Raw genomic sequence first — 12,675 nt, 5'->3', positions numbered from 1 at the left:
TATACTTGAAAGGGCTGTCATAGGATGACAGCCCTTAATTTATTTTATCAAATGGGAGGATTATTCTCGTGGAAGATTCAAACAAGAAGCATGGATTGTTTCAGAAATTCCTAGATTTTGTCGAGTGGCTCGGTAATAAATTACCACATCCAGTGACTCTATTTATCTTGCTTGCTTTACTTACTTTAGTCGCTTCGACATTATTTTCTGTCCTAGGTGTATCTGTTACACACCCAGGAGAAGGTAACGAGACGGTTACTGTTAACAACTTATTAAATGCTGAGGGTATCAGTTACATATTTGAAACGATGACTGATAATTTCATAAATTTCGCACCGCTTGGTGTTGTATTAATGACGATGCTTGGTATTGGTGTTGCTGAGCGTTCTGGTTTAATCGGTGCCGCTTTAAAAGGTTTTGTGTTATCGATTCCAAAAAACTTAATTACTGCAGGTCTAGTGTTTGCAGGTATTATGTCGTCAGTAGCGTCTGATGCTGGTTATGTTGTTTTACCACCACTTGGTGCACTACTATACCTTGCTTTAGGTAGACACCCACTAGCAGGTTTAGCAGCTGCATTCGCCGGTGTATCTGCAGGTTTCTCTGCAAACTTACTCTTAAGTGGTACAGATGTAATGCTCGCAGAAATTACTGTTGCAGCAGCATCAGTAATAGATCCAGCATACGCAGATACGATTAATGTCGCGATGAACTGGTACTTCATTGCTTTAAGTGTGTTCTTACTGACATTAGTCGGTTGGTTTGTATCTGCTAGAATTGTTGAACCGCGTTTAGGTTCATTCAAGATGACTAAGGAACAAGAAGAAGAGTTAATGGGTGAAGAAACTGATGATATGCAGACACTTAAACCGGTTGAGAAAAAAGGTTTAATCTGGGCTGGAGTATCAGTAGTTATCAGTTTTGCCTTAGCCTTACTACTCGTTGTTCTACCGAACTCACCAATGCGTGGATCAGATGACTTAGGTAACTACATGGATACGATTATCCAATCTCCATTCATGAGTTCACTTGTACCAATTATTGCGATTCTTTTCTTCGTTCCAGGTGTCGTGTACGGTATCGTAACGAAGAGTATTAAAAACGATAAGGACGTTGCCGGTCAAATGAGTGATACGATGGCGTCTATGGGTATGTTTATCGTTTTAGCATTTGCAGCAGGTCAGTTTGTTGCATACTTCACAGAATCTAACCTTGGAATCGTAATTGGTGTTTACGGTGCTGAATTATTAGAAAGTATGAACTTAACGGGTATTCCACTCTTAGTTGGCTTTATGTTAATTACAGCACTAATTAACCTGTTCATTGGTAGTGCAAGTGCGAAATGGGCTATGATGGCACCGATCTTCGTACCAATTCTAATGCAACTGGGTTACTCACCAGAGATGACGACGATGGCTTACCGTGTTGCAGACTCTAGTACAAACATCATTACACCATTGATGACGTACTTTGCAATCATTATTGCCTTTGCTCAAAAATACGATAAGAATATCGGTATCGGTACATTGATTTCAGTGATGTTACCATACTCAATTTTCTTCTTTATATTCTGGGCAATCATGTTGATCGTGTGGAGCCTACTCGGTATGCCACTCGGTCCAGATTCACCAATACTTTACTAACATAAATAAGTTAGTGATAGTAGATGTTATTAATGCACCTCTTGTTTAATACAGGAGGTGTATTTTTATTTGGCTAAACCCTATAATGAACGGTATACTTTAAAGTAAGAATGCAATTCAAAGGAGATTATTATGGCGAAATTAATTCTCATGGACGGTAACAGTATCGCATTCCGTGCATTTTACGGATTACCACTGTTAACAAATAAAAGTGGCTTGCATACCAACGCTGTATTTGGCTATGCACGCCTCTTAGAAAAAGTAATCAAAGAAGAGAATCCGGACTATTTCTTAGTGGCATTTGATGCCGGTAAGTCTACTTTTCGACATAAGCAATACGAGGAATATAAGGGTGGCAGACAGAAGACACCACCTGAATTAGGTGAACAGTTTGCGCCGATTAGAAAGTTAATAGATGCCTACGGTATAAAGCGTTTTGAACATGAAGACTATGAGGCTGATGATATTATCGGTTCATGGACAAAGCTTGCTGATGAAGCAGGCTTTGAAACGATTGTCATAACAGGCGATAAGGACTTAACACAACTCGCATCTGATCATACTAAAGTTTATATTACTAAAAAAGGTGTTACGGATATTGAAGTGTATACACCAGAACATGTGGCTGAAGTGTATGATGGTTTAAAACCAAAGCAAATCATTGACTTAAAAGGATTGATGGGAGATAAGTCGGACAATATCCCCGGTGTTCCTGGTGTAGGGGAGAAGACAGCAGTCAAACTCTTAAAAGAACACGGTAGTGTTGAAAATGTAATAGAAAATTTAGATCAGGTCACTGCTAAAAAGCTAAATGAAAATTTAAGCAACAACAAAGATATTGCACTGTTAAGTAAGGAACTTGCTACAATATATCGTGAGATGACTTTTGACTTTAACCTTGAAAGTCTGAAATTTAAAAATGAAGATTCAGAAGAGAAATATGACTTGTTTAAAGAGATGGAGTTCAATTCGCTCTTAGATAATATGGAAGCGACAGAAGTCGATGAAGTTGAGGCTTTTACTGCAAAAGAAACAGATCATCTTAATGACTTTTCAAAAGATATCAGTGTATTTTTAGAAGTTCATGGTGATAATTATATTAAATTAAAACCGGAATTTATCAGTATTACAGATGGTGAATATGTATACGTAAAAGCTATTTCAGACGTCGACAATACAACTTTGGCTGACTTTTTAAGTTCTAGGGAATCCGTAAATACCTATGATTTAAAAAGACAAATCGCACTTTTACATCACTTAGATATTGATTTTGAGGACTTTACCGAAGATATAATGCTCGGTAGTTTTCTCATTAATCCATCTAAGAAAATCATCGATGTTGCTGAAACAGTTGCGGACTTTAACATTTCTATCAATAGCGATGACTTCCACTACGGTAAGGGCCGTAAGAAAAAGACACCGACAGAAGAAGAAACGCTTAACTTTTTAGCGGATAAGGTTCAAGCCATTCATCAAGTTAAAAACGTAATGTCTGATAAGTTAAAAGCCGATGAGATGTATGATTTATGGCATGATCTTGAAATTCCGCTATCTAAAGTATTAGTACAGATGGAATTAAAAGGTATAAAGGTAGAAAAAGAGCGCCTAGAAAAAATGGAGGCAGAACTTGCCGGTCAGCTAGAGGAAATTGAAGCTAAAATATATGAACTTGCTGGTGAGACTTTCAATATTAATTCTCCTAAACAGCTCGGTGTCATTCTATTTGAAAAGCTCGAATTACCTGTAATTAAGAAGACAAAGACCGGCTACTCAACAGCAGTGGACGTCCTTGAGCAGCTACAAGATAAGCATGAAATCATTGAATACATCTTGCACTACCGGACAATTTCCAAGCTACAGTCTACCTATGTCATAGGACTACAGAGTGAGGTTTCTGAGGATGGACGCATTCATACGCGTTTTAATCAGACCTTGGCTCAAACTGGACGCTTATCTAGTATTGAACCGAACCTACAAAACATACCGATTCGTTTAGAAGAAGGTAGAAAAATTAGACAAGCCTTTGTGCCGAAAAAAGCAGGTAATGTCTTACTTGGGCTCGACTACTCACAAATTGAGTTGCGTGTACTCGCTGCTATTACTAAAGATGAATCAATGATGGAAGCTTTTACCAATGACATTGACATTCATACGAAGACTGCCATGGAGGTCTACGGTGTTGATTTAGACGAGGTCACGCCACTTATGAGAAGAAATGCCAAGGCAGTAAACTTTGGTATCGTCTACGGTATTAGCGACTATGGACTGAGTCAAAACCTTGGTATTACAAGAAAAGAAGCTGGGCAATTTATAGAGACTTACTTAAATTCATTTAAAGAAGTAAAGACCTTCATGCATGATGTGGTTCAAGATGCGAAAAGAGATGGTTATGTAACGACGCTCTTACACAGACGCCGCTACTTACCAGATATAAATAGTCGTAATTTTAACGCACGTTCATTCGCTGAAAGAACGGCAATGAATTCACCGATTCAAGGGTCTGCTGCAGATATTATTAAACTTGCTATGGTGAAATTTGCTAAAAGTGAAGCGGCGAAAGGCTTTGATGTTGAATTGCTCTTACAAATCCACGATGAATTGATCTTTGATATTCCAGAAGACCAAGTAGAAGCATTCATACCTATAATTACTGAAATTATGGAAGATGCTTTAGATATTGGCGTACCACTGAAAGTGGATGCGGGCTATGGTAAAGATTGGTACGAAGTAAAGTAGGTGTAGTAAATGCCGGAATTACCGGAAGTTGAATTGGTAAAAAGAGAGTTAGACCCCATACGTGGTCAAAAGATTATTGACGTAGAATTATCTCAATATATTTATAAGGGATTTGAAAGTGGAAAAAGAACGATTGTTAAAGAGGACTTAACTCATTTTATTAGCAAAGTTAAAGGTAAGACGATCATCCATACCGGTCGACGTGGTAAGTATCTGTACTTTTTATTATCAGATGAATATGAGACGACCCATCTGGTCAGCCATTTGGGAATGTCAGGTGCCTATTTTGTAGTGAATCAGCTTGATGACATCCAAGAGATTAACTTTAAAAAACATGCTCAAGTGATTTTCTCCCTTGATAACGGTCAAAAATTGATCTACTCAGACATTAGACGATTCGGGGAGATGCATACGCATAATCAGCTAAGTGAGTTTCCACCATTTATGAGAATGGCACCAGAGTATACTGATGAACATAGTCAGGAACACTTTATAGAGACCTTAAGAACAAAGCGATTTAGTGAAAAAGCTATAAAAGCAGCAATTATGGATGGTACTGTGATTCCAGGTGTCGGTAATATTTACGCCGTTGAAAGTCTGTATTTAGCGCATATTTTACCGACTAGAAAGGTAAAAAACGTTTCAAATAAACGACTCAATGAACTCTTCGATAAAATTACCGAAGTCTTTGAACTTTCCTTATCACACGGGGGTTCAACGATTTCTGACTACCGCAGTGTTACCGGTGGAAAAGGTGAAATGCAGCACAGTTTCAAGGTGTACGGGCGAGACACTTGTCCGCTTGGTCACCCTTTAAAAACGAAAGTGATCAATACTAGAAACACATACTATTGCACAACTTGTCAGAGGTGACCGAAATGTATAAAGTAATTGGCTTAACTGGCGGCATTGCGAGCGGTAAAACGACCGTCAGTAACTACTTAAAAGATCAAGGATTTACAGTGCTTGATGCTGACGTTTACTCAAGAAAGACGACTGAAAAAAATGGGCCCGCAATTCCCGAAATCATTGAAGAATTTGGTGAAGATATCGTCGATGAGTCAGGGAATTTAAACCGAAAAAAACTTGGAAATATCATCTTTAATGATGAAGAAAAGCGGAAGAAATTAAATGTCATTGTACATCCTTTAATTCGTCAGATGATGAATAGTGACGAAGAGAGATTTAAAGAAAAAGGGCATGTCTTTTTAGATATTCCACTCTTATTTGAAAATGGTCTCGATTCACGATGCGACCTTATCATAACAGTTTACGTGGACCGAGATGTTCAAATTGAGCGTCTAAGTGAGAGAAATAATCTAAGCCGCTCCGATGCGGTCTCAAGAATTGATAGTCAGATGCCTTTAAGTGATAAGGCGAGTAAAAGTGATATCGTCTTTGACAACAACGGTAAACTTGATGAATTGTATGAACAAGTTAATAAATTTTTAGAGACATTAAAAACTATGTGAAAACGCGTTCAATGATAGCTTTAAATGTGTTATACTATTTATGAAAAATGAACTTTTAAAGGAGCTCTAGTGATGAAAAAAGTTGCAATTAATGGTTTAGGTAGAATTGGTAGAATGGTCTTTAGAATCGTTAGCGAATCTGAAGAACTTGAACTTGTTGCGGTTAACGCGACACACCCTGCAAGTACTATGGCACATCTTATTAACTACGACTCAACTCATGGTAAATGGGACAAGCATGTTGAAGTTTCAGGCGACAACTTACTTGTTGATGGTAAAGAAGTCATTGTTACAAGTGACCGCAATCCTGAAAACTTACCATGGAAAGATCTTGGCATCGATGTCGTTATCGAAGCAACAGGTGTGTTTAACCATGGAGACAAAGCACAAGCACATATTACTGCGGGTGCAAAAAAAGTCTTACTTACTGGACCATCTAAAGGTGGTAACGTACAAACACTCGTACGCGGTGTAAACTGTGCGACTTTAGATACGTCATCATATGATGTTTTCTCAAATGCTTCATGTACGACGAACTGCTTAGCACCAGTTGCTAAAGTATTGAACGATGAGTTTGGAATCGACAATGGTCTCGTGACAACAGTTCACGCTTATACAAATGACCAACAAAATCTCGATAACCCGCACAAGGACTTACGTCGTGCGCGTTCAGCTGCAGAGAATATTATTCCAACATCAACAGGTGCTGCAAAAGCAACTGCACTTGTTTTACCTGAACTTGAAGGTAAATTAGATGGTATGGCACTTCGAGTACCTGTACCAAACGTATCACTTGTTGACCTAGTTGTAGATCTTAAAAAAGAGGTCACTAAAGAAGAAGTCAATGAAGTATTCAAAAAATATGAATCAGGTCAAATGAAAGGTATTCTTGGTGTAAGTGAACAACCATTAGTATCTAGAGATTTCAATACAGATCCACGTAGCTCAATTGTTGACTCTGACCTTACAATGGTTATGAATGGCAACAAAGTTAAAGTACTTTCTTGGTACGATAACGAGTGGGGCTACTCAGTGAGATGTGTTGAACTTGCTGAAATGATTGCTAAAGATATTTAACAAATTCGACATGGGAGAGCAGCTGAGACTGCTCTCTTTTTTTGTTATAATAGAAGTAACAAATAACGGAGGTAGAGACATGAAACTTATCAATTCAGACGGTCAGAATACAGTACTCGAACTTAATGAATCCAGTGTGACTTATAAGGATGAAACTTACGATATCATCATACACGACGGTGATATTTCACAAGCTGGTCACATTGCGACGAACAACTTTGTCGTAAAACCGGATCATGTTGAGACACTCATTGAACGATTCTCTAACCGTAAAGGAAATGTCGACAATTACCAAGGATTCACAGGCTTTATGCTCATTAAAAATGAACAAAAACTCACTGTTTTAACAGGCTGGAAGACAACAGAAGACTTCAATGCTTGGGTGAATTCTGAAGCTTTTCAAAACTCTCATGTTAAGAAAGAAAATCGTGTTAAAGAAAAAGGAAGCGAGCATTTAGAAGCAATGCCAGTTAGAGAAAATTACACAGTAGAAGTTTAAATATTACTTACAAACGGTAAATTCCGAGGTGCTCGGGGTTTATCGTTTTTTACTTTTTAAGTTTATGTACTTCAGTGTTATAATAGGTTAAGTATTTATATCAAAAGAGGTGAACATCATATGAGATGTCCAAATTGTAGACATACCAGTTCAAAAGTTGTGGACTCAAGACATGCAGATGAGATGAATGCAATTCGCCGTCGACGAGAATGTGACAACTGTGGGACGCGTTTTACAACTTTTGAAAGAATGGAACTGTCACCCTTGGTTGTAATTAAAAAAGATGGGACGAGGGAAGTGTTCGACCGAGCAAAAGTACTTGATGGTCTTTTAAAAGCTTGTGAGAAACGGGCCATTCCCTATGAAGAAATAGAAAAACGTGCGGATAATGTAGAAGCAACTTTAAGAAATTTAAATAAATCAGAGGTTTCATCTAATGATATTGGTGAATCTGTTATAGACGAACTCATTACACTCGACCAAGTCGCGTATGTTCGCTTTGCATCAGTCTACAGAGAGTTTAAAGATATCGATCAGTTGATGGATATCGTGAAAAATCTTGAAAAGGGTAAGACCGATAATGAAATTTAATGACCGTTTAAAACCAAATACGGAATTTATTGTCTATAAATCCTTTAGGTTGTCAGAGGATCAATACGATATTTTAAGTATGATATATTTGCCACTGATTGGTCCGACAACTTTCTCAATCTATATGTATCTACACCAATCTACAAGACAGACAGAATCTTTAGATATTAGATTCCATAGAGAATTTATGGATGAATTGTCCATGACCTTAACTGACTTTGAAAGTGGTCTTGATAAGCTAGAGGCAATTGGTTTACTTAGAACTTACGTTTCAAATGAAGCACATTCAGATCGTTTCATTTACAGACTTCAACAGCCACTGACAGCTGAAGATTTCTTTAAGGATCCTATGTTGTCTATGTATCTCTATAGTCAGGTCGGTTCTGAGAAATATAATAAAAAGAAGAAGGAGCTGACATATCCTTCATTACCAGATGATCACACAGAAGTGACTAAAAAGTTCACTGATGTCTTTCACCATACGAGTCAAGAAGGATTTACGGTTTCAAATGAAAACTTTAAACAGAATGACAAGAGTCGTGGACCAACCATTGATCTAGATGATTTTGACTTCGAGGTATTGTTCACTCACCTTAAGGGTACGAGAATAGATAAGCAGTTTTTCTCTAAAGATGTTAAGAAGTTGATTGTACAACTGAGTCAATTATTTAATTTAAATGCCTATGATCTTAAACAGATTTTACTGCAGTCAACGAGCCCGCAATTTGGGATTGACCAAGAACAGTTAAAGCGAGAGGCTAGAAAATATTATCAAAAAGAATATGGTAGAGTCGTACCGACCTTTAAAACCTCGACGGATGACCAGACAGAAGATGAGGATCTTGGTTATCTCGAAAGTTTAGATAAGGTGAGTCCACTTGCTCGCATTAATGATTTAAGAAATTATAAACCATCTGAAAACGATCTTAAAGTGGTGACAGAAGTGATCACTAAGACGGGCTTAGAAAATGGTGTCATCAACATGCTCTTAGAGTATACAATTCAAATGAAAGACGGGGACTTACCGCTTCGCTATGTGATGACGATTGCTGAAAACTGGGAAAAAGAAGGCTATAGAACAGCAGCAGAGGCTTATAAATCGATTATGGACTTTCGTGAGGCTAAGGTTCAGGAACAGTCTAAATTTAAGAAACAAAGATACGCTCAAGGTGAAACAGATCCGTCTTGGTTAAAAGAGAAAAAAGAAAACACTAAGAGAAAAACAGAAACTAAAAAATCTGATGAACCACCAAAAACTTTAAAAGATGATAAGAGTTTTAGTGATTTAATTAAAAAATTTAGAGAGAATTAGGTGAGTCGATGGAACCCTTAAGTAACTATTTAAAAAACTCACAAAAGATAGCTGAAAATAATGAAAGAATCTATGAAGAAGTGGTCAATCATCCGAAGATGCAGGCATTTATGAATGAGCATGAAGGTGAAATCACACGTTCAATGATTCAAAATGATCTGATGATTCTTAAGCATTACATCAATCAGAAAAACGAATGCGAACCTACTGAAAATGGGAAGTGTAAGAGTCATCCAGATGGCTATATCTTTAACTTAGAAATTCGACAAGGCCGCTTCAATATGGTCTATAAAAAGTGTCCAGTTAGAAAGAAATACGAAGAATTCCTAAAGAGAGAAAGTCTTATCCAAAGTTTTCATATTCCACGTGACGTCCGAGAAGCAACCTTTGAAACGATTTACTTAAATGATGACCGACGTGAAATTTTAGAAAATGCTATTGGACGTGCTGCAAAAATTGCACGTGGTGAGGACTACCGTGGACTCTATATTTACGGTGAGTTTGGTATTGGTAAATCTTATATACTCGGCTGTATTGCCAATGAGCTTAAGGAAAAGTCCATCTCTTCTATGATGATTTATGTCCCGGAAATTTTAAGAGACTTAAAGGCTGGATTTAACGATGGGTCTTCAAATGCACGTTATGAAGCTATAAGAAACGCAGAAGTTTTAATTCTCGATGACCTAGGCGCTGAAGATGTAACGGCTTGGTCTAGAGATGAAGTGATCACGAGTATTTTAAACTATCGTATGGTGGAGCAGCTCCCAACCTTTATCAGTTCTAATTTTCGGGTTGATGAGCTTAAAGGACGCTATAGTTATACAAAAACAAATGGTAGAGAAGAGACTAAGGCACTCCGTATGATTGAGCGTATTCGTGCCTTGTGTGAAGAAGTGAAACTTACTGGTGACAACTTAAGACAGTCATAGCTTGATTTACATTAAAAATCGTGTATAATGAATCTTACATTTCATTAATGTATCCAAAGGACAAGACAATTTTTATAAGTTTATTTTAGAGAGTGTATGATGTGCTGAGACATGCATATAAACTGCGGATTGTTACTACCTTTGATTTTGTTTCCTTAATCGGAAGCCGGCCTGGACCGTTATCTCCAAGCTGAGGCATACTCATGTATGTGAATCAGGGTGGTACCGCGTAAAAACGCCCCTATATTTTATATAGGGGCGTTTTTTTATTTAAATTTGAAAGGATGATTAAAATGACTGAACAAATTGAAATTAGATTTCCAGATGGTAATGTAAAATCTTTTGATTTTGGTGTAACTGCAGAAGAAATTGCCGCTTCAATTAGTCCTGGATTAAAGAAAGCATCACTAGCTGCAAAAGTGGATGGTGAACTTTTTGATTTGACACGCCCCTTAGAACAGGGTGCAGAAGTTGAATTGATTACAAACAAAAGTGAGGAAGGATTAGAAATCCTCCGCCATTCTACTGCACACCTCATGGCGCAAGCTCTAAAACGCCTATACGGTGATGTACATTTTGGTGTTGGACCAGTCATTGAAGAAGGTTTCTATTACGACTTCGACATCGATAAAAATATCTCATCAGAAGACTTTCCTAAAATTGAAAAAGAAATGAAACGTATTGTCGATGAGAACATTCCGATTGAGCGTAAGGTTTTATCGAGAGATGAAGCAAAAACTTTCTTTGAAAATGATCCTTATAAACAAGAACTCATCGATGCCATTCCTGAAGATGAGCTCGTGACAGTCTATAGCCAGGGTGAATTTACAGACCTGTGCCGCGGCGTACACGTGCCTCGTACTTCTAAGATTAAGGTCTTTAAGTTACTTTCTACAGCGGGTGCATACTGGCGTGGGGACTCAAATAACAAGATGCTACAACGTATTTACGGCACAGCATTTTTCGATAAAAAAGAATTATCAGCCTATATGGACTTACTAGAAGAGCGTCGTGAACGTGATCACCGTAAGATTGGTAAAGAGATGAAACTCTTTGAAAATAACCAACTTGTCGGTGCTGGCTTACCATTATGGCTACCAAATGGTGCAACAATTCGCCGTGAAATCGAACGCTATATTGTCGATAAGGAAGTGTCACTTGGCTACAACCACGTCTACACACCGATTATGGCCAACTCTAACTTATATAAGACAAGTGGACACTGGGATCACTATCAAGATGATATGTTCCCACCGATGGAAGTGGGTAATGAAGAGCTTGTGCTCCGTCCGATGAACTGCCCGCACCACATGATGATCTATAAAAATGAACGTCACTCTTACCGTGAACTGCCAATTAGAATTGCAGAACTTGGTATGATGCACCGCTATGAAGCGAGTGGGGCAGTGAGTGGACTACAACGTGTACGTGGTATGGTCTTAAATGATGCGCATGTCTTCGTTCGCCCAGATCAAATTAAAGAGGAATTTATTAGAGTTGTTGAGTTAATCCAAGAAGTATATAAAGACTTCAAGATTGAAGATTATAAATTCCGCCTTAGTTACCGTGATCCAGAAGATAAGGAAAAATACTTCGACGATGACGATATGTGGCAACGCGCGGAAGCGATGTTAAAAGAAGCGGTCGACGAAATGGGTCTGACTTACATTGAAGCAGTTGGTGAAGCGGCCTTCTACGGACCGAAACTAGATATCCAAGTTAAAACTGCCCTAGGTAAGGAAGAAACACTATCAACTGTACAACTAGATTTCCTCTTACCAGAACGTTTTGATCTCACATACATTGGTAAAGATGGGGAAGAACATCGTCCAGTTGTAATTCACCGCGGTGTTGTATCAACAATGGAACGCTTTGTTGCCTTCTTAACTGAAGAATATAAAGGTAACTTCCCATTATGGCTTGCACCAAATCAAGTGGAAATCATTCCAGTAAACGTGGATCTTCATTACGATTATGCTAGAGAAATCTATGATGATATGAAGAGCCAAGGAATCCGTGTCCACATCGATGACCGCAATGAGAAGATGGGATATAAGATTAGAGACGCTCAGATGAAGAAAATTCCTTATCAAGTTGTTGTCGGTGACCAGGAGAAAGACAACTCTGAAGTCAACGTGCGTAAGTACGGTGAAGAGAAACAAGAATCACACGATAAAGAAGACTTTGTCTACCAGCTTGTTGATGAAATTAGATTGAAAAAATAAAATTGACATTCGGAAACTCTTCGTGTACAGTATTAAGAGTTGAAAGAAACGGACAAGTTGAAGCTCCCGCTTCACACCCTTGAACGCTTGAGTGACTGGGTAAATTGGGAAAGAGATGCAATAACAATTGTATCTCTACTTCTGAAGCGGGTGCATGATGATGCACTCGCTTTTTTGTTCGTTAAATATTA

General features: G+C 38.1%; 10 protein-coding genes. All 10 read left to right on the top strand.

Annotated features, from left to right (window positions below; translation table 11 throughout):
- The first annotated feature begins 68 nt into the window (after positions 1–68).
- The 10 genes from V6E76_RS10605 to thrS all read left to right on the top strand — a co-directional run bounded on the left by V6E76_RS10605 (position 69) and on the right by thrS (position 12,484).
- Entirely contained in the window at positions 69–1,643 is a 1,575-nt protein-coding gene (locus tag V6E76_RS10605) for an AbgT family transporter (protein ID WP_247352631.1), read from the top strand.
- Positions 1,644–1,775: 132 nt separating this feature from the next.
- Positions 1,776–4,379: a DNA polymerase I gene (polA, locus tag V6E76_RS10600; protein WP_247352632.1), complete on the top strand. Its 2,604-nt coding sequence runs from the start codon at positions 1,776–1,778 to the stop codon at positions 4,377–4,379.
- A 9-nt stretch (positions 4,380–4,388) separates the two neighbouring features.
- Positions 4,389–5,252: a bifunctional DNA-formamidopyrimidine glycosylase/DNA-(apurinic or apyrimidinic site) lyase gene (gene mutM / locus V6E76_RS10595; RefSeq protein WP_247352634.1), complete on the top strand. Its 864-nt coding sequence runs from the start codon at positions 4,389–4,391 to the stop codon at positions 5,250–5,252.
- A 5-nt stretch (positions 5,253–5,257) separates the two neighbouring features.
- Positions 5,258–5,851, top strand: a complete 594-nt coding sequence (gene coaE, locus V6E76_RS10590; protein WP_247352637.1) for a dephospho-CoA kinase — start codon at positions 5,258–5,260, stop codon at positions 5,849–5,851.
- A 69-nt stretch (positions 5,852–5,920) separates the two neighbouring features.
- Positions 5,921–6,928, top strand: coding sequence for a type I glyceraldehyde-3-phosphate dehydrogenase (gene gap / locus V6E76_RS10585; protein WP_247352639.1), 1,008 nt, complete (start codon positions 5,921–5,923; stop codon positions 6,926–6,928).
- Between the two features lie 79 nt (positions 6,929–7,007).
- Positions 7,008–7,427: an antibiotic biosynthesis monooxygenase family protein gene (locus tag V6E76_RS10580; RefSeq protein ID WP_247352641.1), complete on the top strand. Its 420-nt coding sequence runs from the start codon at positions 7,008–7,010 to the stop codon at positions 7,425–7,427.
- 120 nt (positions 7,428–7,547) lie between these two features.
- Positions 7,548–8,018, top strand: a complete 471-nt coding sequence (gene nrdR / locus V6E76_RS10575; protein ID WP_247352643.1) for a transcriptional regulator NrdR — start codon at positions 7,548–7,550, stop codon at positions 8,016–8,018.
- On the top strand, positions 8,008–9,330 hold the full coding sequence (locus V6E76_RS10570) for a DnaD domain protein (protein ID WP_247352645.1): 1,323 nt from the start codon (positions 8,008–8,010) through the stop codon (positions 9,328–9,330). The genes nrdR and V6E76_RS10570 overlap by 11 nt, the downstream gene beginning before the upstream one ends.
- Before the next feature lie 8 nt (positions 9,331–9,338).
- Complete coding sequence (gene dnaI, locus V6E76_RS10565; RefSeq protein ID WP_247352646.1) at positions 9,339–10,259, top strand: primosomal protein DnaI; 921 nt, start codon at positions 9,339–9,341, stop codon at positions 10,257–10,259.
- Between the two features lie 293 nt (positions 10,260–10,552).
- A complete protein-coding gene (thrS, locus tag V6E76_RS10560; protein ID WP_247352648.1) occupies positions 10,553–12,484 on the top strand; it encodes a threonine--tRNA ligase in 1,932 nt (643 codons plus the stop codon).
- Positions 12,485–12,675 lie beyond the last annotated feature (191 nt).

The organism is Jeotgalicoccus huakuii (assembly GCF_036665975.1).
Taxonomy (GTDB): domain Bacteria; phylum Bacillota; class Bacilli; order Staphylococcales; family Salinicoccaceae; genus Jeotgalicoccus; species Jeotgalicoccus marinus.
This window is presented reverse-complemented; position numbering and strand designations above follow the sequence as displayed.

Bases quoted from the DNA above. Each gene is read 5' to 3' on its own strand.
- thrS (WP_247352648.1), top strand. From the start codon at position 10,553: ATGACTGAACAAATTGAAATTAGATTTCCAGATGGTAATGTAAAATCT.
- dnaI (WP_247352646.1), top strand. From the start codon at position 9,339: ATGGAACCCTTAAGTAACTATTTAAAAAACTCACAAAAGATAGCTGAA.
- V6E76_RS10570 (WP_247352645.1), top strand. From the start codon at position 8,008: ATGAAATTTAATGACCGTTTAAAACCAAATACGGAATTTATTGTCTAT.
- V6E76_RS10580 (WP_247352641.1), top strand. From the start codon at position 7,008: ATGAAACTTATCAATTCAGACGGTCAGAATACAGTACTCGAACTTAAT.
- mutM (WP_247352634.1), top strand. From the start codon at position 4,389: ATGCCGGAATTACCGGAAGTTGAATTGGTAAAAAGAGAGTTAGACCCC.
- polA (WP_247352632.1), top strand. From the start codon at position 1,776: ATGGCGAAATTAATTCTCATGGACGGTAACAGTATCGCATTCCGTGCA.
- nrdR (WP_247352643.1), top strand. From the start codon at position 7,548: ATGAGATGTCCAAATTGTAGACATACCAGTTCAAAAGTTGTGGACTCA.
- coaE (WP_247352637.1), top strand. From the start codon at position 5,258: ATGTATAAAGTAATTGGCTTAACTGGCGGCATTGCGAGCGGTAAAACG.